Source organism: Paraburkholderia steynii (assembly GCF_900100565.1).
Taxonomy (GTDB): domain Bacteria; phylum Pseudomonadota; class Gammaproteobacteria; order Burkholderiales; family Burkholderiaceae; genus Paraburkholderia; species Paraburkholderia terrae.
In genome coordinates, this window is sequence record NZ_FNDI01000001.1 from 343778 (window position 1) to 369047 (window position 25270).

Consider the following 25270-nt stretch of genomic DNA (forward strand, 5'->3'; position numbering starts at 1 on the left):
ACACGGCCTCAAGCAGTACAAGCAGTGTTACGCATTCAAAGCCCGCATCGCCCAAAGCGTTGCGGGTTTTTGCGTTTTTGCCTATGCATGTTGCCGTACTGAGCGGCGCTGCCCGATCGCGGTAAGATTCCATCCAGCACCTGATACAACGAGAACGAGCGATGAAATTAGCCACGTGGAATGTGAACTCCCTGAAGGTTCGTCAGCAGCATGTGATCGACTGGCTCGAACTCAGCCAGACCGACGTGCTGTGTCTTCAGGAACTGAAACTGCCCGACGAAAAATTTCCGCGCGCCGAGCTCGAGGAAAAGGGTTATCGCAGCTGGTTCGCCGGTCAGAAGACGTATAACGGCGTCGGCATTCTCGTGCGCGACGGCATGAGCGTCGACGAAGCCAGCGTCATGCGCAACATACCCGGCTTCGAGGACCCGCAGCAGCGCGTGATCGCGGCCACCATCGAAGGCGTGCGCGTGATCTGCGCCTACTTCCCGAACGGCCAGGCGCCCGGCACCGACAAGTTCGCCTACAAGCTGCGCTGGCTCGACGCGCTGCACGACTGGATCGCGAGCGAACTCGCGCAGCATCCAAAGCTCGCGCTGCTCGGCGACTACAACATCGCGCCCGAAGACCGCGACGTGCATGATCCGAAAGCGTGGGAAGGACAGAACCTCGTGTCGCCGGAAGAGCGCGCGCAGTTCAACCGCCTCGTCGAACTGGGTCTCGTCGATTCGTTCCGGCTCTTCGATCAGCCCGAGAAGACCTTCACGTGGTGGGATTACCGGATGCTCGCGTTCCGCCGCAACGCGGGCTTGCGCATCGACCATATCCTGCTGTCGAAGCCGCTTGCCGCAAGCTGCACGCATTGCGACGTCGACAAGACGCCACGCAAGTGGGATCAGCCATCGGATCACGCGCCCGTCGTCGCGCTCACCGAGTAACTCGCCGCCTCAGCACAAGCGCGCTCGCAAAAAGAAGAAGCGGCTCGATGGCGCACCGCGCCGTCGAGCCGCTTCATTTTGCCGCGTGCAAACGCAGCACCACTCGCATCACACCCAAAGGCGTCAACGCTTACGGTTCGAGATTCAGCTCCTGAATCTTGCGCGTGATCGTATTGCGCCCGATACCGAGCCGCTCGGCCGCTTCGACCTTGCGCCCGCGCGTGAAGTCGAGCGCTTCGCGGATCACGGCCGCTTCGAAACGGCGCGACAGCTCGTCCATTACATCAGCGGCATTCTCGCGCAGGAGCTTCGCGACTTCCGTACGCAGCCCACTTTCCCACGCGGCAACAGGCGACGGAATCACCACGCCGCCGGCCGCAACGGGTACACCCGTGCTCGGCGCCACGCCGTTTGTGACGCCACCGTTGCCCACTGCGCCGTCGATCGGCAGCGATCCCGCGGACGTCGCGAATTCAGCCCCGGCCTGCTGCGTCGATACGAGATCGGGCGGCAGGTCCTTGATCTCGATCGTCTGCGCAGGCGCCATCACGGTCAGCCAGTTCGCAAGATTTTCTAGCTGACGCACGTTGCCAGGAAACGGCAGCGACGTCATATACGCAAGCGCCTCTTCCGACACGCGCTTCGGCTCGACGCCGAGATCGCGCGCACTCTTCTGCAGGAAGTGGCGCGTCAGCAGCGGAATGTCCTCACTACGTTCACGCAGCGCCGGCAAGCGCAGACGGATCACGTTGAGCCGGTGATACAAGTCCTCGCGGAACAGCCCTTGCCGCACACGCGATTCGAGATTCTGGTGCGTCGCGGCGATCACGCGCACATTTGCGCGCAGCGGATTATGTCCGCCCACGCGATAGAACTGCCCATCCGACAGCACACGCAACAGTCGCGTCTGCAAGTCGAACGGCATATCGCCGATTTCATCGAGAAACAGCGTGCCGTTCTCAGCCTGCTCAAAGCGGCCCTGGCGCATCGCCTGCGCGCCCGTGAACGCCCCGCGCTCATGACCAAACAGTTCGGATTCCAGCAGATCTTTCGGAATCGCCGCCGTGTTCAGTGCGATGAACGGACCGTTCGCGCGTGGGCTATGTCGGTGCAAGGCGCGGGCTACAAGTTCCTTACCGGTGCCTGATTCGCCCGTAATGAGCACGGTCGCGGCCGAATGCGACAGGCGGCCGATCGCGCGGAACATGTCTTGCATCGCGGGCGCCTGACCGAGCATCTCGGGCGCTTCGGCAACACGGTCGTCCCATGTCTGCTCGCCGCGCATGCTTTCGTCGACGGCGCGGCGAATCAGTTCGACGGCCTTGTCGACGTCGAACGGCTTGGCGAGGTATTCGAACGCGCCGCCCTGAAACGCGGCCACGGCGCTATCGAGATCCGAGAACGCCGTCATGATGATGACGGGCAAGCCGGGCACGCGGTCGCGCACGGTCTGCAGCAGTTCGAGCCCGGAGCCGCCAGGCATCCTGATGTCGGAGACGAGCACCTGCGGGCTGTCGTGTTCCAGTGCGCCCGCGGCTTCGCGCACATTCGCGAAGCTCCGCGTCGCGAAGTTCTCGCGTGCGAGTGCTTTTTCGAGCACCCAACGGATCGATTGATCGTCGTCTACTATCCAGATCGGCTTCATATAGGTCCGTCAGAAGTCTTGTCTTGCGTGTGGTGTAACCAGTCGAGCATCAGCTGTCGAGCGGCAGCAGAATCTGAAACTCGGTGTGACCCGGACGGCTCTCCACTTCGATCATCCCTTCATGCTGTTGCACGAAGGTCTGCGCGAGCGTCAGGCCAAGACCGCTGCCGTCTTCCCTGCCCGATACGAGCGGATAGAAGATGCGGTCGCGTATGTCTTCGGGAATGCCGGGCCCGTTATCGACGATATGCAAGTCCAGTGCCAGCTTGCAAAGACGTTTCGCGATCGTCACCTTGCGCGCCACGCGGGTACGCAACTCGATCCGCGCATCGCCTTGCGAGATGCGTTCGCGCAGTGCTTCAGCCGCATTGCGCACGATGTTCAGCAGCGCCTGGATCAGTTGCTCCTTGTCGCCGCGCAGATCGGGCACGCTGACGTCGTAGTCGCGCTCGATCGTGAGACCGCGCGGAAACTCCGCGAGAATCACCGCGCGCACGCGCTCGCATACTTCATGAATATTCACGTCACCGACGATATGCGGATGACGATGCGGTTCGAGCAGGCGGTCGACAAGCGTTTGCAGCCGGTCCGATTCCTTGATGACGACCTGCGTGTACTCGCGCAGCTCGTCCCGCTCGCGCGCACCAAGTTCGAATTCGAGCAGTTGTGCCGCGCCGCGAATGCCGCCGAGCGGGTTCTTGATCTCATGCGCGAGATTGCGGATCAGCTGCTTGTTGACGGCCGTCAGATCGTGAATGCGCTCTTCGCGATCCGACCTCAAATGACGCTCGTTCTCGAACAGCTCGAGCAGCACGTAGTCCTGCGCGCTCTCCAGGAAGCCGACGATCGCATGCACGTGCAGCGGCTCGTGGCCGGCGCGTTCGAGCACGGCATCCAGATGCGTGGCGTGAAAACGGTGAGCGGCGATCGCGGCGATGGTCGCCGTCAGTTCTTCGCCGTTCGTGAAGATGTCGGGCCAGGCCATTTGCGTGAGCTGCCGGCGCGACATTTCGAGCATCGACTCGGCCGACGGATTCGCGAACGCGACACGCAGCGTCCGCTTGTCGAGCACGAGCAGAACGGTGGGCAGCGCCTCGAAGCCCGGCAGCAAACCGGATTCGACGAGTTGCGCATCATCCGACAATGCGTCGGTGTGCCCTTTTCTGGCCTTGATCAGGTTCTTCAATACCATCTTGCAGTCGGGTCTCGATAGCCTTGCATGGGACGGCAGCCAGCGCCAAAGCGCGAACCTCCGTCGACAGGAGATGGTGAGGCGGGCTTCATCGCACGCGGTTCAATACATCAACAACACGCTGCAGCAGCCGTTCCGCAACAAAAACGTCACAGCTTTCGATCCAACGAAAAAGGGACGGCGCCGCCGTCCCTTCGTGACCGATCGCAGCGTCGGGGCGTACGCTTCGCCGCATCTCGCGAACGAAGCGCAGCGCCACCTACAGCGATTACAGCGAGTAGTACAGTTCGAACTCGACCGGGTGCGTCGTCATGCGCACGCGTTGCAGCTCGCTTTCCTTCAGTTCCAGGTAAGCGTCGATCATGCCGTCGGTGAACACGCCACCGCGCGTCAGGAACTCACGGTCTGCGTCGAGTGCTTCCAGCGCCTGATCGAGGCCGGCACACACGGTCGGGATCTTTGCATCCTCTTCCGGCGGCAAGTCGTACAGGTTCTTGTCGGCAGCTTCGCCCGGGTGGATCTTGTTCTGCACGCCGTCCAGACCTGCCATCATCAGTGCCGAGAAGCACAGGTACGGGTTCGCGAGCGGATCCGGGAAGCGCGTTTCGATACGGCGGCCCTTCGGGTTTGCAACGTGCGGAATACGGATCGATGCCGAACGGTTGCGTGCCGAGTAAGCCAGCTTCACAGGCGCTTCGAAGTGCGGCACGAGACGCTTGTACGAGTTCGTACCCGGGTTCGTGATCGCGTTCAGCGCGCGAGCGTGCTTGATGATGCCGCCGATGTAGAACAGCGCGAATTCCGACAGGCCAGCGTAGCCGTTGCCCGCGAACATGTTCTGGCCGTCCTTCCAGATCGACTGGTGAACGTGCATGCCCGAACCGTTGTCGCCGACGATAGGCTTCGGCATGAACGTCGCCGTCTTGCCGTACGTGTGCGCGACGTTGTGAACGATGTACTTCAGCTGTTGCGTCCAGTCAGCGCGTTGAACCAGCGTCGAGAACTTCGTGCCGATTTCGTTCTGGCCTTGGCCTGCCACTTCGTGGTGGTGAACTTCAACGGGGATGCCGATCTGTTCGAGCAGCAGACACATTTCCGAGCGGATGTCCTGGAACGTGTCGACAGGAGCGACCGGGAAGTAGCCGCCCTTCGTGCCCGGACGGTGACCCGTGTTGCCGCCTTCGAATTCCTTGCCCGACGACCACGGTGCTTCTTCCGAACCGATCTTGACGAAGCAGCCCGACTGGTCGGCGCTCCACTGGACCGAGTCGAAAATGAAGAATTCGGGTTCCGGACCGAAGAAAGCCGTGTCGCCCAGACCCGTGCTCTTCAGGTACGCTTCGGCGCGCTTTGCGAGCGAGCGCGGATCGCGTTCGTAGCCCTTGCCGTCCGCCGGTTCGACGACGTCGCAGGTCAGCACGAGGGTCGACTCTTCGTAGAACGGGTCGATGAAGGCGGTGTCGGCGTCCGGCACGAGCAGCATGTCCGACGCTTCGATGCCCTTCCAGCCAGCAATCGAGGAACCGTCAAACGCATGGCCGCTTTCAAACTTGTCTTCGTCGAATGCCGACACCGGCACCGAAACGTGTTGCTCCTTGCCGCGCGTGTCGGTGAAACGGAAGTCGACAAACTTGACGTCCTCGTCCTTGACGAGTTGGATGACGTCGGCCACGGATTTACTCATAACCAATCTCCTGATTAACGAATTCGGCGGGTTCAGCCGCCGCCCAATCTAGCTGACCAGCCTCGATGCGTCCACCCCTCGATACCGACGGACAGGGAAATATGATGCTGGCATCGGGCCAATCTGATCGGCACCAATAAAGCAGCTTCTGTGCCATGTTTGTGTTCCGTGTGCGCCACGTCGTTGCAGCCCCAATGCCGACGCGCCTTCGCAGGGAATTTGCAGACACCGTTTGCGGGAATCGTCCGAGGCAACGCGATGCATCCGCACCACTATCGTGCATGCTCCTAGTCTGCATCCGCTTAACATTCCGTTTTGGTGCATGACGGTCATTTTGCACCATAAGCGGGCGCGCCCGCCTGTCTTCGGATTTCGGGCTGTGCGTGGCGGCGCGGCGTGCGCAGCTTCGACAGCTTGCTAGAATGGTTTTTTGGCCCCAAGGAGATTTGCTGTCATGAGTACGCTCGAACAGTTGTACAGCCAGGCTGAAAAGCGCCGTGTCGACAATCAGCTCCCCTACGCGGGCGCCGTCACGCCTGCCGAGGCATTCGAGCTTCTGCAACTCGACCCGCGCACCCGTCTCGTCGATGTGCGCACGCGCGCCGAACTGGATTGGGTCGGCCGCCCCGTCGTCGGCGACGGCCAGTATGCGCATGTCGAATGGACGCGCTATCCGGGCGGCGTGCCGAATGCCGAATTCATCGATCAGCTGCGTCAGGTCGCGACGCCCGACACGCCCGTGCTGCTCCTGTGCCGCAGCGCGGCGCGCTCGAAGCTGGCGGCCATCGCCGCGACGCAGGCCGGCTTCACGAAGGCGCTGGATCTGCTGGAAGGCTTCGAAGGCGACAAGGATGGCCAGGGGCATCGGAAGACGGTGTCGGGCTGGTGTTTCCGCGGACTGCCGTGGATTGGCGCTTGACGGATCTCACGCAGACATAAGAAGCGCAACCGTCGCTTCTTGCGCACACGGCGCACGTTGAACACCGTGCGCCGTTTTCTTTTGCGATCGTCCGCGCACGATGTGACATGCGGATGATGCTCGTAGGACGGGGACGCGTTGCACGCCCCTCTCTGCCGCGCTCAGTTGCGCGGCTGTGTGTGTGCCGCCACTTCCGGCTCGACGATATCGCCGCCGAGCAGATGTACGCCTTCGCGCAGTTTCACGAACGCGGCCGCGACGGCTTCCGGCTCGCCCTTCACGCCCAGATCGATATGCCGGCGCGCATAGATGCCGCCGCGCTCCGCATCGCCAACGCTCGGCAGGCTGAACACGCGCACGCCCGGAAAGTCATGCTCGATCTTTTCCATCAGCGGCGTCAGCGTCGACTCGGGCAACTCGAAGACGAGCAGGGACTTTTCCGCATGCGGCGTCGAATGATGCAGATGCTGGTACTTCGTATCCAGCACCCATTCGATCATCGGCCAGGCCATCACCGGAAAGCCCGGCACGAAATGATGATCACCGACAGAAAAACCAGGAATCTTGTTGTACCCGTTCGGAATGATCGACGCGCCGCGCGGATACGTGCCCATGTTCAGACGATGCAGGTTGTCCGGCGAGTTGAAATCGACTGGCGCGGACGAACTGGCGGGATGCGTGTCGCGGATACGCTCCTGGATCAGCGCCTTTGCCTCGGGATGCAATTCGAGCGGCACGGAGAGCGCGGCGGCGGCGCATTGGCGCGTGTGATCGTCGGGCGTTGCGCCGATGCCGCCCGTCGAGAACACGATATCGCCCGACGCGAACGTGCGCCGCAAGGTCGCCGTGATGCGCTCCGGATCGTCGCCGATATATTCGGCCCATGACAGCGACAGGCCGCGCGCGCTCAGAAGCTGGATGACTTTCGGCAGATGCTTGTCGACGCGTCTGCCGGACAGGATTTCATCGCCGATGATGATGACGCCAAATGCCATTGAAGCCTCTTGTATCAGTAGAAGACAGGCGCTGTGCCGCGCGCGCCATGGGGACCGTGGTGACCGTTCCCGCCATGCTCGCCGGCACGCATCCGCTGCAGCGCGCGCAGGCAGTAGTAGCCGAACCACAGCGCCGTGAATACGAGGATAAAAGCATAGATCCAGATGGTCACGGCAGTCATCACAGGGAACAGCACGATCAGCCACACGGACGACGCCCAGATCAATGTTGGCAGCGAGCCGAGCAGGCCGCTCGCCACGCCGATCAGCAACAGCGGCAGGCGATGTTGGCGCACCAGCGCACGCCGCTCTTCGCTGCTGGCGTGCAACGACAGCGCGTCGTACGTCATCACGCGGTAAGTGAGCCAGCCCCACAGCAGCGGCGGGATCAGCGCGAAGAAAGGCGGAATCAGCCACAGCGGCAGCGTGATCACGAGCACCAGCAGGCACACGAGCGTCGTCCATATGGAATGCACGAGGCTGCCGGCGAACGTGCCGCCGTGCCGCATTTCCAGCGCGGCGAACTGCCGCTTCGACAGATGCTTGATCACGGCGGGCATCGACAGCGTCGCGATCAGCAGCAGCACCGTGACGACGATCAGCGGAATCGCGACGGCAATCACGATGAAAGGCGCCACGGCCGCATGAAGCGACGAAAAACCGAGCCAGTCGAATAGCCCGTAGAGCGTCGTCGTGAGCGGCCAGCTTTCGAGCCAGTTACGCGTCGCACCGATCAGGGTCTGCCAGGAAAACCACAGTGCCACGCCCCAGACGATCGTGGCTGCCGCAAACGGCATGAACGTCAGCCACAGCATGCGCGGATGCAACACGGAAGAAAGCGCGCGCCCGAACGAGCGCAAGAGATCATTCATGCGTAGTCAATGACTTGATGGGAATGCAGGAAAAGGAAGGAAACGTGGACAGGATAAACCACGTCGGGTGTCAGCGTCGAAAGTGAAAGCGGACACTGATGAATGGGTATGCGAGCGAGTGCGCGAGCGTTGCTGCGCGGCCGGTGATCGTCAGAAACGCGCGCCCGGCCGAAAGATGCGTCGAAAGTGAAACAACAACGAAAACGAAAACGACAACGCGCTTACGCCGCGCCCCGCTGCTTCTTGCCGGCGATGCGCTGCCCAATGCGCACGAACGCGAGCCAGTGCTGCGCCCAGAAGCCCTCGCCGTAATGACGGCCGCTGAGCTGATCGCGAATGCCCGTCGGCTCCATTTCGCGGCTCCACGACGCGCTGCCGAACAGCATGTCCCACCACGGGAAAAGCACGCCGAAATTGCAGCCGTACTTGAGACCTTCGTGGCCATAGCCGATTGCGTGATGACGGCGATGGAAGGTCGGACTGACGAGCAGGCGCTCGCCGAGCCAGCCGAAATGCAGACGGATGTTCGCGTGCTGCACGCTCTGCGCGAGATTCGTAATCGCGACGAGCACGACGAACTGCGACGGCGGCACGCCGATGAACAGCGCGATCACGGCGAAGAAACACGCCTGCAGCAGATCGTCGAGCAGATGGTTGCGGTCGTCGGCCCACAGCGACATCTGCTGCTGGCTGTGATGCACCGCGTGCAACTCCCACCAGACGCCGATCCTGTGCTGCCCGCGGTGATACCAGTAGCCCGCGAAATCGAGCACCAGCAGATACATGACGAACGTGACGAAAGGCTGCGTCGTGACGCCCGGCCACAGATTGTCGAGTTCGATATTTGCGATGCCCTGCAGGCGCAGCCAGCCCTGCACCGAATCGAAAAACGGCTGCAGCGCGAAGAAGAAAAACAGATTGAGAATGCCGAGCTTCGCGATCCACGTGTAGAGCACGTCGACACGCACCGCCTTGCGGTCCTTCCACTGCTCGACGGGCCGCAGCGCTTCGAGCGGACGCAGCAGCGCATACATGGCGAGCACTTCCAGCACGCCGACGATCACCCAGTACAGGCTGTCGTACGTGTCCTCGTCGTAGTCCATCAGGTTGAAATGGAACAGCAGCGGCTGCACGACGTCGACGTACAGCAGCGTCTGGACGGAAGAAACGAAGCTATCGAGACTGGAGGCGATCAGGTGGAACATGGTGCTCTTTATGCGTCGCGGTTCTGCTTCACTGCGCGGCTTCCTGATGTGGCTTCACTGCGCGGTTCAATGCGCAATTCACGGCGCGCCGGCGAGGCGCGCCATCTGCGTTATCAGGCCCCGTTCGGCGCGGTGACGGGCGCGCGGTTGAAGAAATAGATGCCGTGCGGCGAACGGCCAACGGCGATCGTCTGGATCAGCTTGTGCGTGGTCAGGTCGATGACGCCGACATGCTTCGCAAAACGGAACGTTACCCACAGATAGCGTTTGTCGGCGGAAAGTTCCATGTCGTCCGGTCCCGGCATCAGTCCCGTGATGTCGCCGACGTTGGTGAGCGTGTCCTCGTCGAGGATGCTGATCGTGCTGGCCACACGGTTCGACACAGCCACATGCTTGCCGTCCGCGAGCGAGCGGAAGTTGTGCGCGCCCTTACCCGTCGTGATCGTCTTCACGATCTTCTGGTTGCGCCAGTCGACGACGGCGACATAGTCCGCACCCGTCATGCCGATCAACAGGTATTTCTCGCCCGGCGTCATCCACAGGCCGGCCGGCACCTTGCCGACTTTCATCTTCCACTTGACCGTCTGCGTGGCGAGATCCACGGCGGCGAGTTCACCCGACACCTGCAGCGTGACGAACACCGTCTTGCTGTCGTTCGTGAACGCCATGTGGCTCGGCATCACGGCGAGCGGCAAGCGGCTCGCGAGCGTCATGTTGTGGCCGTCGTAGTGATAAATGTCGAGACGGTCGAGGCGCAGGCCCGTCGTCACGAGCCATTTGCGATCCGGCGAGAAACCGATCTGATACGGGTCTTCGATGTTCTCGACCCAGCGCTGCGGCTTACCCGTTTTCGGATCGACGAACATCAGATTGTTCGACACCGAATTCGCGACGATCAGCGACGAATTGTCCGGCGTCGGCATCAGGTGATGCGGTTCCTTGCCGGTCGGCACCGTGTCGATCACCTGGCGCGTCGCCTCGTCAATCAGGCTCAGCGTGGCTTCGCCGGAATTGAGCACGATCACGTTGTTGGCGAGAACTGGCGGGGAAAAAAAGCTTGCTGCCGCGACGAGCGCCGCGCCTGCCGCAAACGTGCTGGTCAGGCCGGGAAGGGAAATTTTGCGCATGAAAACTCACATCAGGGGGTAATCGCCATTGTAGAACGTTTGCGTGACTCTTCGGTTGACCTCGATCGGGGAAAAGGCTGGCGTTGCGGCGCGGTGCCGCAGGGTGCGCAAGGCATTGCGAGCGGCTGCGCCCGCTGTCCAGACCGCACGATTTTTTGTACCGAATCGATACGATTATGGCATTTGCGAATCAGACGGCACTAAATGACCCCATTATCAATCGAGATTATTCGGCGATTATCCAGCGCACAATTCCACTATTTAAGAGCGAAATTTCCGAACGTTATTAATTAAGAATTACCTCATATCGAATCAAACTCCGCACCTCAAGAATTCGTGAACGCAACACCCGCTTCGACGTTTGCCAGCATGAGGAAGCGCGCCGGCCAGCGCTGACTGAATCAGTCCGCGCTGCGACAAACATCTTTCCCAGTGACGAAAGCGGGTTTTGCCAGTTTCGATGCTTTGTCTTGTCCGGCGTTTCCGAGTATTTGCTGTCCAGTCTTACCGGAGTTTGAGGCATGAAAATAATGAATAAGATGGCGCAAGAATCAACTGCAATCCGTCGCGCGATGTTGAACGGCCGCAATGCACCGCGTTCGACACGCACTTCGATCATCGCGCTGTTCGCGTTTGCGAGTTTCTTGTGGCTGTCCGCGACGGTTGACGCCAACGCGGCCGTCACGATGGGCAACGGCGCAAGCACCGTGGACGCCACTGGCGTGGCGCTTGGCGACACGTCGTTTGCCGGCGTGGATGCGACGGCCGTCGGAGACACGTCGACGGCGAGCGTCAACAACGCCACGGCTATCGGCGCGCATTCGCGTGCGATGGCAACATCGGCCACCTCGCTGGGCGACACCGCGCAGGCAAACGCCGCCCGGTCGCTTGCGCTGGGCGCCAATTCGATGGCGACATTCAGCAACAGCGTGGCGCTCGGTTTCGGCTCTGTGACGCTGTACGGCGCGCAAACGGGCTATACCGCGTTCGGGCTGGACGCGCCGCAGACCTCTGTTGGCGAGGTCAACGTCGGCAATCGCACGATCAGCGGCGTGGCGGCGGGCCGCGTCGACCAGGACGCCGTGAACGTCGCGCAATTGAAGGCGGTGGCGAGCAGAATCGACGGCGCCGTGATGTACGACCGTAACCCCGACGGCTCGATCAACCATGACAGCATCACGCTGCAAGGTGATCCTGCCAACGGCGGCACACAGATCCACAACGTCGCGGATGCCGTCGATGCCCATGACGCCGTGAACCTCGGCCAGCTTTCCACGCTGCTGGGAGACGCTGTCGCCAATGTCACGGTCAACACGTCGAATCCGATGTTCACCGCGGAGGGCTCGCCCGCCACCGAACCGGCGCAGGCAAGCGGTGCGCACACGATCGCAGCGGGCGCGAATGCGCAGGCGAGCGGCACCAATGCGGTCGCGCTGGGCGCCAGCTCGAACGCAAGCGCGGACAATTCGGTGGCGCTTGGCCAAGGCTCGGTCGCAGATCGCGCGAACACGGTGTCCGTCGGCGCGGCGGGACAGGAACGGCAGATCACGAACGTCGCGGCAGGCGTTCAGAGCACGGATGCCGTCAACGTGAACCAGCTGAATCAGGGTGTGAGCGGCGCGGTCGGCCAGGCGAAAGCCTATACCGACGACCAGGTCCGATCGGCGCGTAAAGACGGCTATGGCGGCGCGGCGGCGGCGATCGCGATGGCGGGCCTGCCGCAAGCCGTACTGCCGGGGCGCGGGATGGTCGCGATGGCGGCCGGCACGTATGGCGGCCAGTCGGCGATGGCGCTCGGTGTGTCGAAACTCTCGGACACGGGCAAATGGGCCTACAAGCTGCAGGGTACGGCGAGCACGCGTGGCGAACTGGGCGGGTCCATCGGGGCCGGCATGCACTGGTAACGCGCTGCGTGACTCGCGTACAGCAGCGAAAGAATCACAGGGTATGAGTTCCGCGTGCGACGCGCCGAGCGCGCGGGGTCTCGCCGCATCTGCGGATTGCGATGTATTGCTGATAGCGGCAAAACCGGGCGCGCCCGACGAAGCGCGCCCGAATCGGTCACCGCTGCATCGACTCCCACACCTTGTAGAGACGCTTGACGGAAACAGGCATCGGCGTGCGCAGTTCCTGCGCGAATAGCGACACACGCAGTTCCTCCAGCAACCAGCGGAACTCGGCAAGCCGGGCATCCGGCACGCCGCCGCGCTGCGCGAGCGCTCGCTGGTAGTTCTGCGCGAGCGGCTGAAGCTCGGCGAACTGGCGCGCGTCGCGTGCCGAGTCCGCTTTCAGTTTGTCGATGCGCAGCGCGATGCCCTTCAGATAGCGCGGGAAATGCGTCAACTGAGCGTACGGCGTATCGACGATAAAGCGTTTGCCGATCAGCGCGTCCAACTGGTTCTGCATGTCGGCAAAAGCAGCGGCGAACGGTTTCGCCTGCGCGAGTTTCTTCACAACGGCCGAATACTCGCCAAGAATCTGTCCGCCGAGGCGGGCAATCTCTTGCGCGAGCAACGTCAGCCGGCTGCGGCCTTCGTCCTTGCGCGCGTGGAAGCTCGCGTCGTCGTCGGGCAGCGGGTCTTGGAGGCACGCGCGGTCGAGCGCCGTGTCGATCAGTTGATCGCGCAGTTCTTCCTGCGTGCCGCGCGGCATGAACTGCATCGCCATTTCGCGCAGGCCCGGCAGGTTCTTTTCGAGGTATTTGATCGGCTCGCGCAACTGCAGCGCGAACAACCGCCGCAAGCCCGCGCGATGGATGCGCGCGGCCTCATCCGGCGAATCGAACACTTCGACGTCGCAATGCGTGCCGCGATCGACAAGTGCCGGATAGCCGAACAGCGTATGTCCGCCGCGGCGGATTTCGAGAAGCTCGGGGAGCTTGCCGAAGTTCCACGTCGTCAGGTTTTCGTAGAGAGCTGTCGCCGGCGCGGCCGTCGCTTCACCTGCAGAGGGCGTGTGTGGCGCGGCTGAGGCGCCACGCGCACCGCCACTACCACCACTCGTGCCACGCGCCACCCCGCCAGCCGCGCCCCCTATTGCTCCGCGCGCAACGGCATCGCTACCGCCCGAGCCTGCATTCGCGAGTGCGGCACCCGCCGCGCTCGACGCAATTTTCTGAAACTGCTGCTGCGCCTGACCGCCCAACTCCGCCCTCAGTTGCGCGAGGTTACGGCCCATCGCGAGTTGCCGGCCGTGCTCATCGATCACCTTGAAGTTCATGAACAGGTGCGGCGCGAGCGTTTCGAGCTTGTAGTCCGACTGCTTCGTCGCGACCTGCGTCTGTTCACGGACATCGGCGATCACCGTCTCGAGCAGTCCGCCCGCGCCGAATTTAGGCCCACTATGCCGCTCGACGAACCCCGCCGCGTACTCCGGCAATGGCACGACGTGACGGCGCAGCTTCTGCGGCAACGACTTGAGCAGCAGTTGCGTCTTTTCTTTCAGCATGCCGGGCACGAGCCACTCGACGCGCCGCGCATCCACCTGGTTCAGCGCGTACAGCGGCACGGCGAGCGTCACGCCATCGCGCGGCGAGCCCGGCTCGAAGTGATAGGTCAGCGTCATGTCGACACCCGCCATCGTCATCCGCTTCGGGAACAGGTCGGTCGTGACGCCGGCCGCTTCGTGACGCATCAGATCGTCGCGCGACAGATACAGCAGACGCAGCTTGTCTTCCTGCTGCCCGCTCTTCTTCACTTCATCGCGATACCAGCGCTCGAACGCGGCGCCCGTATGGATACCGTTCGGCACGGCCTGATCGTAGAACGCGTAGATCAGTTCGTCATCGACCAGCACATCCTGACGGCGCGACTTGTGCTCAAGCTGTTCGATATCGGCGAGCAGCTTGCGGTTGTGCGCGAAGAAAGCGAGCTTCGTGTCGAACTCGCCTTCAACCAGCGCGCCGCGGATGAACAGTTCGCGCGCGCGCGCCGGGTCCTGTTTGCCGAAACTCACGCGCCGCCGGTGATACACAGGCAAGCCGTACAGCATCGCGCGCTCGAACGCCGACACCTGCGCCGCTCGCTTTTCCCAGTGCGGCTCGGAGAGCGACTTCTTCAACAGATGCGCGCCGACGCGCTCGATCCACTCCGGCTCGATCTTCGCGATGCAGCGCGCGTACAGCCGGCTCGTCTCGACGAGCTCCGCCGCTATCACCCATTTGCCCGCCTTCTTCACGAGCGCCGAGCCGGGCCACAGATAAAACTTGATGCTGCGCGCGCCGAGATAGTACGGCTCGTCGTCGGCCTTCAGACCGATATTGCCGAGCAGGCCCGTCAGGAGCGCGAGGTGAATCTGCTCAAAGGTCGCTTCGCTTTCGTTCACGCGCCACCCGTGCTCGCGCACCACCGTCAGCAGTTGCGAATGCACGTCGCGCCATTCGCGCAGACGCAGATGCGACAGGAAATTCTGCTTGCACGCGTCGGTTAGCTGCCGGTTCGATTTCTTATGCGCGACAGCCTCTTCGAACCACGCCCAGATTTTCAGCCATTGCAGAAACTCCGAGCGCTCGTCGGCGAACTTGCGGTGCGCCTGGTCGGCCTGCTCCTGCGCGTCGATGGGGCGGTCGCGCGGGTCCTGCACGGACAGCGCGCTCGCGATGATCAGCACTTCGCGCAGCGCCTGCTGATCGCGCGCGCCGAGAATCATCCGGCCGACGCGCGGATCGAGCGGCAGGCGCGCGAGTTCGCGGCCGAGCGGCGTCAGCGCGTTGTCGTCGTCGACGGCGCCGAGTTCGTTCAGCAGTTGATAGCCGTCGGCGATCGCGCGGCCTGGCGGCGGCTCGATGAACGGGAAGGTTTCGATTGCCGTCAGATGCAGCGACTTCATCCGCAGAATGACGGAAGCGAGCGACGACCGCAAAATCTCCGGGTCGGTGAAGCGCACGCGCCCCTGAAAATCGGTTTCCTCGTAAAGACGAATGCAGATGCCATCGGCGACACGCCCGCAACGCCCTGCTCGCTGGTTCGCCGCCGCCTGCGAAATCGACTCGACCTGCAACTGCTCGACCTTGTTGCGGTACGAGTAGCGCTTCACGCGCGCGAGGCCCGTGTCGACCACATAGCGGATGCCCGGCACCGTCAGCGAGGTTTCGGCGACGTTGGTCGCGAGCACGATGCGCCGCGCGTTCGATGGACGGAACACGCGTTCCTGTTCAGCCGCCGACAGCCGCGCGAACAGCGGCAAAATCTCCGTGTGCGGCGGATGGTGTTTGCGAAGCGCTTCGGCCGCGTCGCGAATTTCGCGCTCGCCGGGCAGGAACACCAGCACGTCGCCGGGGCCTTCGCGGCATAGCTCGTCGGCGGCTTCGACGATCGCGTCCATCAGATCGCGGTCGGTTTCCCGTTGTGTTTTCGGGCGATCGCCACGCTCCCGGCCCGCATTGCCTTCCGCAGATTTCACCGCCGGCGAATCTTCCGCGACGGGACGATAGCGGACCTCGACGGGATACAGACGCCCGCTCACCTCGATCACGGGCGCGGGTTTTTCGTCGGAGCCGAAATGACGCGCGAAGCGATCGGCATCGATGGTGGCCGACGTCACGATCAGCTTCAGATCGGGGCGCTTCGGCAAAATCTCCTTCAGATAGCCGAGCAGAAAATCGATGTTCAGGCTGCGCTCGTGCGCTTCGTCGATGATCAGCGTGTCGTACGCCTTCAGCAGCGGGTCGGTCTGCGTTTCCGCGAGCAGGATGCCGTCCGTCATCAACTTGACGGACGCGCCCGGCGCGAGGTTGTCGGTGAAACGCACCTTGTAGCCGACCACTTCGCCGAACGGCGTGCCGAGTTCCTCGGCGATGCGCCGGCCCGTCGCCGATGCCGCGATCCGGCGCGGCTGCGTGTGACCGATCAGGCCGCTGCCGCCCGCGCCGAGCCCGCGTCCGAGCGCGAGACAGATTTTCGGCAACTGGGTCGTCTTGCCCGAGCCCGTCTCGCCGCTGACGATCACGACCTGGTGGCCCGCGATCGCGCGCGCGATTTCCTCGCGTCGGCCCGAAACCGGCAGCGCCTCGGGGAACGTGATGGGCGGAATGGGATTCGGCTCGACGACTCGCGCGGGCTTGCGCGGCTCACGCGGCGTGTTGCGCTGATTTTCTCCGCCCGGCTCGCGCGGCGCATTGCGCTGCTTCTCGGCGCCCGGCTCGCTGCCGGCGCGTGGGTTGCGTTGCGGTTTGCCTTGCGAGTCGCGCGGCGGGTTGCCTTGAGCACGCGGCGCTTGTTGTTGGCCGGCCCCGCCTGCCTGATCCGGTCCCCGCTTGCCCTGCTGGTCCCGCTGCCGGTTCGGCGCGCCGTTCCGCTGCTCGCGCGCACCGCTTTTCGCCGCGTTTGCGCCTTGCTGTTTGTTCGCGTCGCCGTGCGCCGAAGCGCCCGAACGCGGCGCATTCGCAACATTCACGGAAACGTCACGACGCGAGGCGTCGCCGCGCGCGTCACGCGTCGCGTCCTGATGGCCGCGCGGCGCGGGGCTCGCAGCGTCTTTCGCGGCAGCGTCAGCCGCGTTTTTCGTATCGGCTCCAGCGGAGCTTTTGGGTACATTCGACATGGGGGCGCATTATAATCCGGGGCATGAATTCCCAAACCGACCTCGTCCCCACGCCCGCCAGCTCGCCGGCTTCGTCCAGCGACTCGGAAGCCCTGCTGCAGCACGCGCAATTCGTCGACTGGATGCGATCGGTTGCGCCGTATATCCACGCGTTCCGAAACAAGACTTTTGTCGTCGGGTTCGGCGGCGAGGTCGTGCATCAGGGGCTGCTCAACGCGCTCGTGTCCGATATCGCGCTGTTGCAGGCGATGGGTATCCAGATCGTGCTCGTACACGGCTCGCGTCCGCAAGTGGAAGAGCAGATGAGCCTGCACGGCGTCGAATCCGAGTTTTCGCACGGCATGCGCATCACCAATGCGCGCGCGCTCGAATCCGCGAAAGAAGCGGCGGGCGAAGTGCGTCTCGACATCGAGGCCGCGATCAGTCAGGGCTTGCCGAACACGCCGATGGCGCACGCGCACATCAGCGTGGTGTCGGGCAACTTCGTGACGGCGCGGCCCGTCGGCATTCTCGACGGGGTCGATTTCCAGCATACGGGCGTGGTGCGCAAGATCGATGCCGAGTCGATCCGCCAGACGCTTTCGAGCGGCAAGATCGTGCTGCTCTCGCCGCTCGGCTTCTCGCCGACAGGCGAAGCATTCAATCTGTCGATGGAAGACGTCGCGTCGGCCGCCGCGATTGCGCTACGCGCCGACAAGATCGTGTTTCTCACCGAAACGGAAGGCCTGATCGACGAAGAAGGCGCGCTGATCCGCGAGTTGTCGCTGGACGACGCGTACCGCCTGCACGAAGGCGGCGCCGTGACGGGCGATGCCGGTTTCTATCTGAAGCACTCCATTCGCGCGTGCCGCGGCGGCGTCGCGCGTTCGCACATCATTCCATACGCGCTCGACGGCAGCCTGCTGCTCGAACTGTTCCTGCACGATGGCGTGGGCACGATGATCTCGTACGAGAACCTCGAAAGCCTGCGCGAAGCGACACCAGACGACGTCGGCGGCATTCTGACGCTGATCGAGCCGCTCGAAAGCGACGGCACGCTGGTGCGGCGCGGGCGTCACCAGATCGAGCGCGACATCGACCATTTCTCGGTGATCGAGCACGATGGCGTGCTGTTCGGCTGCGCGGCGCTGTATGCGTATCCGGCGGAGCGCATCGGCGAGATGGCGTGCCTGACGGTCTCGCCGGAAGCGCAAGGTTCGGGCGACGGCGAGCGCCTGCTCAAGCGCATCGAGCAGCGCGCGCGGGCTCGCGGGCTGACGCGTATCTTCGTGCTGACGACACGCACCGAACACTGGTTCCTCAAGCGCGGCTTCGTGAAGGTCACGGTCGACGACCTGCCCGAAGACCGCCGCCGCCTCTACAACTGGCAGCGTAAGTCGCTCGTGCTGATGAAACAGCTCTGAGCGCTCACAATAACGACGCGCCGCCGTTCCACATCGATTACAGGAGAAGCACAGCATGACTCGCATGGTTCAATGCACGAAGCTCGGCAAGGAAGCCGAAGGTCTCGATTTCCCGCCGCTGCCGGGCGAACTCGGCAAGCGGATCTACGAGAGCATTTCGAAGGAAGCATGGCAGCAATGGCTCAAGCAGCAGACCATGCTGATCAATGAAAACCGCCTGAACATGGCCGATCCGCGCGCTCGCCAGTATCTGATGAAGCAGACGGAGAAGTTTTTCTTCGGCGAAGGCGCCGATCAGGCAACGGGCTACGTGCCGCCCTCGGAAAGCTGAGCTTTCGTCGCGGCAGTTCGCGACAGGTAGTGAAGAATCCGCGCCCGGTGCGCGGATTTTTTTCGCCTGTTTCCGGCCGCCGGGTCGCTCCGCTGCGGCCGGTAAATTGAACGAAACCGTTAATCCCGAGCCGCTTTTTCTGCACCCGCCGAATTCCCGCAATCCCCCGCCAGGCAACGGATTGCGCGGCCTCACCCGCCCCGCGCCGGACAGGCGGTTTGCACGATCCTCGCTTATCGTGCTATCATGTGCTTCGTTCTAACAGCATTAACCCTTCATTCGCGTTCAGTTTGCACCTTGGCCGCCGTGCGTGCCAGGTTCGGATTGAATTGTTTTTTATACAAGAAGGCTTGTCGGTTGTTTCGTTGCAAGTCGCGTCGGTCCGATCGGCGCGATCCAGAGCGACGCCTCGCCGGCCTTTTTCGTTTCAAGCCTTTTCAAGCGGCATGAGCGCACCGCGTGCGTGAATGTCCTCCGGTATCTGCCCCCCTGCAAGGCCACGTGGGTACCAACGTTTAGCAGCAACTAACAAAGTGCAATTTCGCGACGACCTTCGCGATGCACGGGCGTTACTTTTTCTGCGCAAAGTGCTTATGCACGTCTGCGCAGTACGCCTTTGCGTGGTCCGTGCGAGGCGTTACGCCTGTTCGCATCGACCGCTCGCGAAACTGCACTTTCCAGCAATCCGTGGCGGAGCGCTTTTTGCGTTCGGCCGCAGTCATAGGAGCTTGTACCTTGACCGCTTCCAGCAACGGTTTCTGGCGACATAAGAACAAAGACAATAGCCTGACTCTCGACGACATCACCGTCGTCGACAATTCCCTTCTCAAACGTGCCGTCGGCGCCATGGCGCTCGGTAACGCAATGGAATGGTTCGATTTCGGCGTGTACAGCTATATCGCTGTCACGCTCGGCAAAGTGTTCTTCCCGTCGAGCAGTCCGTCGGCGCAGTTGATCGCGACGTTCGGCACGTTCGCCGCCGCGTTCCTTGTGCGGCCGATCGGCGGCATGGTGTTCGGGCCGCTCGGCGACCGCATCGGCCGCCAGCGCGTGCTCGCGATGACGATGATCATGATGGCCGTCGGCACCTTCGCGATCGGCCTGATTCCGAGCTATGGTTCGATCGGCATATTCGCGCCCGCGCTGCTGCTCGTCGCACGTCTCGTGCAGGGCTTCTCGACGGGCGGCGAGTATGGTGGCGCGGCCACTTTCATCGCCGAGTTTGCGACGGATCGCCGTCGTGGCTTCGCGGGTAGCTTCCTCGAATTCGGCACGCTGGTCGGCTATATCCTCGGCGCAGGCACGGTTGCCGTGCTGACTGCGACGCTCTCGCAGGAAGCGCTGCTGTCGTGGGGTTGGCGTGTGCCGTTCTTCATCGCCGGTCCGCTGGGTCTTGTCGGCCTGTATATCCGGATGAAGCTCGAAGAAACGCCCGCCTTCAAGAAGGAAGCGGAAGCGCGTGAAGCGGATGAGAAGTCGCGTCCGCAGCAGACATTCGTCGAACTGCTCGCGCAGCAATGGAAGCCGTTGCTGCTGTGCGTTGGCCTCGTGCTGATCTTCAATGTGACCGACTACATGGCGCTCTCGTATCTGCCGAGCTACCTGTCGGCGACACTGCACTTCAACGAATCGCACGGTCTGTTTCTCGTGCTGCTCGTGATGGTGCTGATGATGCCAATGACGCTCTACGCAGGACACCTGTCGGACAAGATCGGCCGTAAGCCCGTCATGCTGTTCGGTTGCGTGGGTCTGTTCGTGCTGTCGATTCCGGCGCTGCTGCTGATCCGCATGGGCACGGTGCTGCCCGTGTTTAGCGGCCTGCTGATTCTCGGCGCGCTACTGTCGACGTTCACGGGTGTGATGCCATCGTCGCTGCCTGCACTCTTCCCGACGAAGATCCGTTACGGCGCGCTGGCGATCGGATTCAACGTGTCGGTGTCGCTGTTCGGTGGCACGACGCCGCTGGTCGCGGCATGGCTGGTCGATCGCACCGGCAATCTGATGATGCCCGCGTACTACCTGATGGGTGCATCGATCATCGGTATCGTCTCCGTACTCGCGCTGCGCGAGACGGCTCGCAAGCCGCTGCTCGGCTCGGGTCCGTGCGTCGCGACGCGCGCGGAAGCGCATGCCGTGCTGCGCGGCGAGCGTGAAGCCGAGGAACTCGATGAAGCATATGCAGCCGCCATGACGGCGCGTGCATAAGCAACGTCAACGTATTGAACTGGAACGGGTCAGCTTCGGCTGACCCGTTTTTTTATGGCGTCAGCGTCTGCAGCGTGGCATCGACATACGCGCCATCGATCGTCAGCATGCCCGCTGAGATCGGCAGTTTGAAACGGCGCGGTCCTGCGCTGCCCGGATTGACGAACAGCACGCCGTCGCGCTCGACGATCAGCGGTTTATGCGAATGCCCTGTCACGACGACGCCCACGCCCTCGTCATGCAGATTGCGCGGTACGTCGGCGATATCGTGAACGACGAAGATCTTGACCTGTTGCACGTCGAGCGTCGCGTGCGCCGGAATCGACGCGGCCCATGCGCCCGTGTCGTTGTTGCCGCGCACGACCGTCAACGGCGCGATGGCCGCGAGCGCATCGAGCACCGCCTGATTGCAGATGTCGCCCGCATGAACGATCGCGTCGCATCCCGCGAGCCACGCCAGCGCCTCGGGACGCACGCGATTGTGCGTGTCCGAAATCAGACCGATGCGTGAAGGTTGCGGGCGGCGCTTCGTCATCATGCGTTCCTGAAGAACCTCAATCGAGCGCGGCCAGCGGTGCGCGCGGCTTGCGCGACATCGCGACCAGCCGCTTCGTCGCGCCCTGCACGAGCACCGACACGACCGCGCCGCATGCGAACGCGGGCAGCACGCCGAGCGTCGGCAACGTCAGCGCGACAACCGAGAAGAACGCCGCGAACGACGCGCGCCCGATCACCATTCCGCGCATCAGCAACGCGACGAATCCCGCGCCATGCGCGCGTTGCGCTGACACCGCGAGCACGATGCCGAGTAGTGGAAAGACAGACAGCATGCCGCTCCACGCCGCGCCCATCGACGCGGAGAGCGTCGTTACCGCGAGCGTCAGCAATGCACCCGCGAGCATGCGCAACGCGAGATCGATGACACCGACGCGCGCCGCCCGCACCGTGCCTTCGACGCGCGGCAACCCGGCTTGCGAGACGGCCACGGTCACACACGCCGCCGCCAGCGACCACGCCAGGCTCACCGGCAAGTGCGTGAGCAGCGCAGCGACCAAAGCCCACGCGACGAGACCTGCCACCAGCGCCACAGGCCAGCGAGCAAAACGGCACGTCCACGCATACGCGAAGTTGAACGCCTCCGACGCGGCAATGGCCGCAATCGATGCCGCCGACGCCTGCGCCGCGAACGCCGTGCCGCGCTCCAGCGCGAGCAGTAGCACGATCGGCCCCGCGACGACGGGCAGTCCAGCTAGCCATCCCGCTACCGATGGTCCCCACACGCGCCCCGCCATCGTCAGCGCGGCGAGAAAGCCGGGGACGAGCGCGAGCTTGAGGGCGAGCATCGGGCTATTCCTTGACGAGCTGTTCGATACGGCTGTCGGGCACGAGCCACATGAATGCGCAGAACGTGTAGAGTGCCACCGAGACCCACGGCGCGATGAACGCGAACACCACACCCGACAGATAGATCACGACGGACAGCTTGCCCTTGCGGTCGTGGCCGAGCGCGCGCGCCAGCGTCGATTCCGGACCGTGATGCCGGACCAGCACATGCGCGAGAATGAAGTACGCCATCGCGCACATGAAGAGATCGAGGCCGTATAGCGCGGTCGGCCACGCGGCCAGATGACTCTCGCCGATCCAGTGCGTAATGGCGGGCATCAGCGACAGCCAGAACAGCAGATGCAGGTTCGCCCACAACACGCCGCCCGTCACCTTCTCCACGGCATGGAACATGTGATGATGGTTGTTCCAGTAGATGCCGACGTAGAGAAAGCTCAGCACGTAGGCAAGAAAGACGGGGATCACGGGGCGCAGCGATTCGAGATCGAAGCCCTCCGGCACTTTGAGTTCGAGGACCATGATCGTGATGATGATCGCGATCACGCCATCGCTGAAGGCTTCGATTCGTCCTTTACCCATCTGCCCGGTTCCTGTTGCGGATTTGGTTTGTCATCGACGCAGGCGAGGCCCTACGCCACCGCTTATCGCCGCTGCCGATTATCCGCGATCACAGGCCGGGCTGTCGATGATGGTCAAATGCGCCGCGCTTCAACGCAACGTTCAAGGCTCGTGATAGATCGCGAGCCAGACGGTCTGTTCGACTTCATGTGTCCACGCAACCCGATGCCGGCAATGCGGCTCGATCAGCACATAGTCGCCGGGGCGCATATCTTGCAGCGTCGCGTCTTCCTCGAACTCGAGCACGGCCGCGCCCGACAGCAGCACGACCCATTCGGCGCGCGAGTCGTCGTACCAGAAGCCATCGGGACTCGTATGCCCCATCGACACGATGCGCTCCACGTTCAGGCGTTGTCCCGTGACGAGCATGTCGATCCGCTCTTCGCCGTCGCGCTTCGCTTCGCCGCTGAACAGATTGCCGGTTTGCAGTTGCATGTGCGGCTACCTCACTTCAGCGGCGCGAGGCCGTCGAGCAGCGTTGGGACCAGCTCGCTGATCGTCGGGTGGATATGCATCGCGAACTGCAGCGTCGTGTAGGGCGCGCGCGCCGTCATGATGTCGATGAACGTGTGAATCGCTTCGTCGCCGTCGACGCCGTAGATCGTCGCGCCGAGTATCTGCTTCGAAGCGTTGTCGACGAGCACTTTCATGAAACCGTCTGTCTCGCCCTTCTCGCGCGCGCGGCCGACGCGCGTCATCGGCATCGTCGCGATCAGCGCATCGCGGCCGCTCGCGCGCACCTCGTGCTCGGACATGCCGACGCGCGCGAGCGGCGGATCGACGAACACGGCGTACGCCATGATCCGGTCGTCGACACTGCGCTTGCCACCATCGAACAGATTTGCCGACACGATCTGATAGTCGTCGTAAGACGTATGCGTGAACGCGCCGCGCCCGTTCGCGTCGCCGATCGCCCACACGCCGGGCACGTTCGTGCGCAACTGGCCGTCGACGGGAATCGTGCCGTGCTTATCGACATTGACGCCGGCCGCGTCGAGACCGAGATCGTCGGTATTCGGGCGGCGGCCTGTTGCGAACAGCAGATGCGATGCTTCGAGCGGCGCGGCGTCGGCGCCGAAGAACACACGCACGCCGTCGCCGCTTTCGTGCAACGGCTCGACAAGTGAGGGCTCGGCGCCGAAGCGGAATTCGATGCCCTCACGTGTGAGTACTTTCTGCACGTTGCGCGCGAAGTCTTCGTCCTCGCGCGCAAGCACGCGCTCGCCACGCACGATCACCGTCACGCGGCTGCCGAAGCGGCGGAACACCTGCGCGAATTCGAGCGCGATATAACTGCCGCCGACGACGGCCAGATGTTCAGGCAATTCAGTCAGATCGAGCAGCGTCGAGTTGGTGTGATAGCGGATGCGCTCGAGTCCTTCGAGCTTCGGAATGACGGCGCGCGTGCCTGTGTTGATGAAGATTTCGTCGGCCTGCAATTCGGCCAGCACGTTGCCGCTTTCGGGATCGGTGACGGTGAGCGCATGCGCGCCGGTGAAACGCGCATGGCCTTTGAAGACGGTGACATTCCCGGTATTGCGCAGCCATTTTTCAACGCCGTCGCGCGACTGGCCAATGATCTTGTCCTTGCGCGCCTTTACCTGCGCCAGATCGACGCTGACATCGCCCGCGATATGCACGCCGTAGTCGGCCGCGCGGCGCGCGACATGCGCGGTGCGCGCGCTCGCCACATACGCCTTGGTCGGCGTGCAGCCGACGTTCACACAGGTCCCGCCGAACTTGTCGCGTTCGATGACGGCCGTCTTGCGGCCGTTTTCCGCAAGACGCACGGCGAGCGGCGAGCCGCCCTGTCCCGTGCCGATCACGATGGCGTCGAAATGCTGTGGCATGGCAGATCTCCCGAATCGCGTGTGCGAGTCGGTCATCTTACGCCTGCCGTGTGTTTCTCGAAGTGGTGAGTCCCGGTGGTGGAGCGTGGGTCGTTCGGACGTCGTTCAGCGCATCATGCCGCGCGAATCATGCATCGCAATGATGCAGCGAGCAGATCAGTTCGCGCGAACGCTGCAGCGCGGCGCGCGCACCGTTGGTCGCGACGACGAAACCCGCCTGGCTCAGATTGAAGTCGACCTGCACCATGATCTGGATGAGCGACACCATCGGCAGCACCACTGCCGGGTGATAAAGCTGTCGTTCGATGATCGCTCTCATGGCTACTCCCATCAATGACGCCGCGTATCGGGCACGGTGTCGATCTGCATACAAGTTTCGATGGGTGGATTGTAGAGAGCGAA

At 63.1% G+C, this 25270-nt stretch carries 21 protein-coding genes; 6 read left to right on the forward strand and 15 right to left on the reverse strand.

Features of this window, described 5'->3' with window-relative positions:
- Window positions 1-161 precede the first annotated feature (161 nt).
- Window positions 162-938: an exodeoxyribonuclease III gene (gene xth, locus BLT65_RS01570; RefSeq protein WP_091774244.1), complete on the forward strand. Its 777-nt coding sequence runs from the start codon at window positions 162-164 to the stop codon at window positions 936-938.
- Window positions 939-1068: 130 nt separating this feature from the next.
- On the opposite strand, the gene ntrC is transcribed toward xth, so the two are convergent.
- The 4 genes from ntrC to BLT65_RS47085 form a co-directional block, all read right to left on the reverse strand.
- Window positions 1069-2583, reverse strand: coding sequence for a nitrogen regulation protein NR(I) (gene ntrC / locus BLT65_RS01575; RefSeq protein ID WP_091774246.1), 1515 nt, complete (start codon window positions 2581-2583; stop codon window positions 1069-1071).
- Window positions 2584-2632: 49 nt separating this feature from the next.
- Window positions 2633-3775, reverse strand: coding sequence for a nitrogen regulation protein NR(II) (gene glnL / locus BLT65_RS01580; protein ID WP_007584029.1), 1143 nt, complete (start codon window positions 3773-3775; stop codon window positions 2633-2635).
- A gap of 268 nt (window positions 3776-4043) precedes the next feature.
- Complete coding sequence (glnA, locus tag BLT65_RS01585) at window positions 4044-5459, reverse strand: type I glutamate--ammonia ligase (protein ID WP_042314638.1); 1416 nt, start codon at window positions 5457-5459, stop codon at window positions 4044-4046.
- Window positions 5452-5616, reverse strand: a complete 165-nt coding sequence (locus BLT65_RS47085; RefSeq protein WP_156132393.1) for a hypothetical protein — start codon at window positions 5614-5616, stop codon at window positions 5452-5454. The genes glnA and BLT65_RS47085 overlap by 8 nt, the downstream gene beginning before the upstream one ends.
- 297 nt (window positions 5617-5913) lie before the next feature.
- Between BLT65_RS47085 and BLT65_RS01590 the strand changes: the two genes are divergently transcribed.
- On the forward strand, window positions 5914-6378 hold the full coding sequence (locus BLT65_RS01590; protein ID WP_035990574.1) for a rhodanese-like domain-containing protein: 465 nt from the start codon (window positions 5914-5916) through the stop codon (window positions 6376-6378).
- Between the two features lie 161 nt (window positions 6379-6539).
- On the opposite strand, the gene BLT65_RS01595 is transcribed toward BLT65_RS01590, so the two are convergent.
- From BLT65_RS01595 to BLT65_RS01610, 4 genes are all read right to left on the reverse strand, one after another.
- Window positions 6540-7373, reverse strand: coding sequence for a competence/damage-inducible protein A (locus BLT65_RS01595; RefSeq protein WP_091774248.1), 834 nt, complete (start codon window positions 7371-7373; stop codon window positions 6540-6542).
- Between the two features lie 14 nt (window positions 7374-7387).
- A complete protein-coding gene (locus BLT65_RS01600; protein ID WP_091774250.1) occupies window positions 7388-8245 on the reverse strand; it encodes an EI24 domain-containing protein in 858 nt (285 codons plus the stop codon).
- Between the two features lie 221 nt (window positions 8246-8466).
- A complete protein-coding gene (locus BLT65_RS01605; protein WP_042314635.1) occupies window positions 8467-9450 on the reverse strand; it encodes a sterol desaturase family protein in 984 nt (327 codons plus the stop codon).
- A gap of 113 nt (window positions 9451-9563) precedes the next feature.
- Complete coding sequence (locus tag BLT65_RS01610) at window positions 9564-10577, reverse strand: YVTN family beta-propeller repeat protein (protein ID WP_091774252.1); 1014 nt, start codon at window positions 10575-10577, stop codon at window positions 9564-9566.
- Window positions 10578-11098: 521 nt separating this feature from the next.
- Between BLT65_RS01610 and BLT65_RS01615 the strand changes: the two genes are divergently transcribed.
- A complete protein-coding gene (locus BLT65_RS01615; protein ID WP_091774254.1) occupies window positions 11099-12481 on the forward strand; it encodes a YadA family autotransporter adhesin in 1383 nt (460 codons plus the stop codon).
- Between the two features lie 157 nt (window positions 12482-12638).
- Here BLT65_RS01615 and hrpA read toward each other — a convergent pair whose 3' ends face one another.
- Window positions 12639-17117: an ATP-dependent RNA helicase HrpA gene (gene hrpA / locus BLT65_RS01620; protein ID WP_091774256.1), complete on the reverse strand. Its 4479-nt coding sequence runs from the start codon at window positions 17115-17117 to the stop codon at window positions 12639-12641.
- 23 nt (window positions 17118-17140) lie between these two features.
- On the opposite strand from hrpA, the gene argA reads away from it, so the two are divergent.
- The 3 genes from argA (at window position 17141) to proP (ending at window position 21056) form a co-directional block, all read left to right on the forward strand.
- Window positions 17141-18520 carry an amino-acid N-acetyltransferase gene (gene argA, locus BLT65_RS01625; protein WP_042314631.1) on the forward strand — a complete coding sequence of 460 codons (1380 nt, stop codon included), beginning with the start codon at window positions 17141-17143 and terminating at the stop codon, window positions 18518-18520.
- 55 nt (window positions 18521-18575) lie between these two features.
- The gene (locus tag BLT65_RS01630; protein ID WP_042314629.1) at window positions 18576-18851 is read left to right on the forward strand and encodes an oxidative damage protection protein; all 276 of its coding nucleotides are present in this window, start codon (window positions 18576-18578) and stop codon (window positions 18849-18851) included.
- 735 nt (window positions 18852-19586) lie between these two features.
- On the forward strand, window positions 19587-21056 hold the full coding sequence (gene proP, locus BLT65_RS01635; protein WP_091774258.1) for a glycine betaine/L-proline transporter ProP: 1470 nt from the start codon (window positions 19587-19589) through the stop codon (window positions 21054-21056).
- Between the two features lie 52 nt (window positions 21057-21108).
- Here proP and BLT65_RS01640 read toward each other — a convergent pair whose 3' ends face one another.
- The 6 genes from BLT65_RS01640 to BLT65_RS01665 all read right to left on the reverse strand — a co-directional run bounded on the left by BLT65_RS01640 (window position 21109) and on the right by BLT65_RS01665 (window position 25187).
- Window positions 21109-21594, reverse strand: a complete 486-nt coding sequence (locus BLT65_RS01640) for a metallophosphoesterase family protein (protein WP_091774260.1) — start codon at window positions 21592-21594, stop codon at window positions 21109-21111.
- Between the two features lie 16 nt (window positions 21595-21610).
- On the reverse strand, window positions 21611-22399 hold the full coding sequence (locus BLT65_RS01645) for a hypothetical protein (RefSeq protein ID WP_091774262.1): 789 nt from the start codon (window positions 22397-22399) through the stop codon (window positions 21611-21613).
- Between the two features lie 4 nt (window positions 22400-22403).
- Window positions 22404-22979, reverse strand: coding sequence for a TMEM175 family protein (locus BLT65_RS01650; RefSeq protein WP_091774265.1), 576 nt, complete (start codon window positions 22977-22979; stop codon window positions 22404-22406).
- Window positions 22980-23120: 141 nt separating this feature from the next.
- On the reverse strand, window positions 23121-23453 hold the full coding sequence (locus BLT65_RS01655) for a cupin domain-containing protein (protein WP_042314625.1): 333 nt from the start codon (window positions 23451-23453) through the stop codon (window positions 23121-23123).
- Window positions 23454-23464: 11 nt separating this feature from the next.
- Entirely contained in the window at window positions 23465-24868 is a 1404-nt protein-coding gene (locus BLT65_RS01660; RefSeq protein ID WP_091774267.1) for an FAD-containing oxidoreductase, read from the reverse strand.
- 127 nt (window positions 24869-24995) lie between these two features.
- Window positions 24996-25187 (reverse strand): hypothetical protein, encoded by a 192-nt coding sequence (locus tag BLT65_RS01665; protein ID WP_007585578.1) that lies wholly within the window; start codon window positions 25185-25187, stop codon window positions 24996-24998.
- Window positions 25188-25270 lie beyond the last annotated feature (83 nt).

Bases quoted from the DNA above. Each gene is read 5' to 3' on its own strand.
- BLT65_RS01660 (WP_091774267.1), bottom strand. From the start codon at position 24,868: ATGCCACAGCATTTCGACGCCATCGTGATCGGCACGGGACAGGGCGGC.
- BLT65_RS01590 (WP_035990574.1), top strand. From the start codon at position 5,914: ATGAGTACGCTCGAACAGTTGTACAGCCAGGCTGAAAAGCGCCGTGTC.
- BLT65_RS01640 (WP_091774260.1), bottom strand. From the start codon at position 21,594: ATGATGACGAAGCGCCGCCCGCAACCTTCACGCATCGGTCTGATTTCG.
- hrpA (WP_091774256.1), bottom strand. From the start codon at position 17,117: ATGTCGAATGTACCCAAAAGCTCCGCTGGAGCCGATACGAAAAACGCG.
- BLT65_RS01600 (WP_091774250.1), bottom strand. From the start codon at position 8,245: ATGAATGATCTCTTGCGCTCGTTCGGGCGCGCGCTTTCTTCCGTGTTG.
- BLT65_RS01630 (WP_042314629.1), top strand. From the start codon at position 18,576: ATGACTCGCATGGTTCAATGCACGAAGCTCGGCAAGGAAGCCGAAGGT.
- BLT65_RS01595 (WP_091774248.1), bottom strand. From the start codon at position 7,373: ATGGCATTTGGCGTCATCATCATCGGCGATGAAATCCTGTCCGGCAGA.
- BLT65_RS01655 (WP_042314625.1), bottom strand. From the start codon at position 23,453: ATGCAACTGCAAACCGGCAATCTGTTCAGCGGCGAAGCGAAGCGCGAC.
- BLT65_RS01645 (WP_091774262.1), bottom strand. From the start codon at position 22,399: ATGCTCGCCCTCAAGCTCGCGCTCGTCCCCGGCTTTCTCGCCGCGCTG.
- BLT65_RS01615 (WP_091774254.1), top strand. From the start codon at position 11,099: ATGAAAATAATGAATAAGATGGCGCAAGAATCAACTGCAATCCGTCGC.
- xth (WP_091774244.1), top strand. From the start codon at position 162: ATGAAATTAGCCACGTGGAATGTGAACTCCCTGAAGGTTCGTCAGCAG.
- BLT65_RS01665 (WP_007585578.1), bottom strand. From the start codon at position 25,187: ATGAGAGCGATCATCGAACGACAGCTTTATCACCCGGCAGTGGTGCTG.
- ntrC (WP_091774246.1), bottom strand. From the start codon at position 2,583: ATGAAGCCGATCTGGATAGTAGACGACGATCAATCGATCCGTTGGGTG.
- BLT65_RS47085 (WP_156132393.1), bottom strand. From the start codon at position 5,616: ATGGCACAGAAGCTGCTTTATTGGTGCCGATCAGATTGGCCCGATGCC.
- BLT65_RS01610 (WP_091774252.1), bottom strand. From the start codon at position 10,577: ATGCGCAAAATTTCCCTTCCCGGCCTGACCAGCACGTTTGCGGCAGGC.
- argA (WP_042314631.1), top strand. From the start codon at position 17,141: ATGAATTCCCAAACCGACCTCGTCCCCACGCCCGCCAGCTCGCCGGCT.
- BLT65_RS01650 (WP_091774265.1), bottom strand. From the start codon at position 22,979: ATGGGTAAAGGACGAATCGAAGCCTTCAGCGATGGCGTGATCGCGATC.
- glnL (WP_007584029.1), bottom strand. From the start codon at position 3,775: ATGGTATTGAAGAACCTGATCAAGGCCAGAAAAGGGCACACCGACGCA.
- BLT65_RS01605 (WP_042314635.1), bottom strand. From the start codon at position 9,450: ATGTTCCACCTGATCGCCTCCAGTCTCGATAGCTTCGTTTCTTCCGTC.
- glnA (WP_042314638.1), bottom strand. From the start codon at position 5,459: ATGAGTAAATCCGTGGCCGACGTCATCCAACTCGTCAAGGACGAGGAC.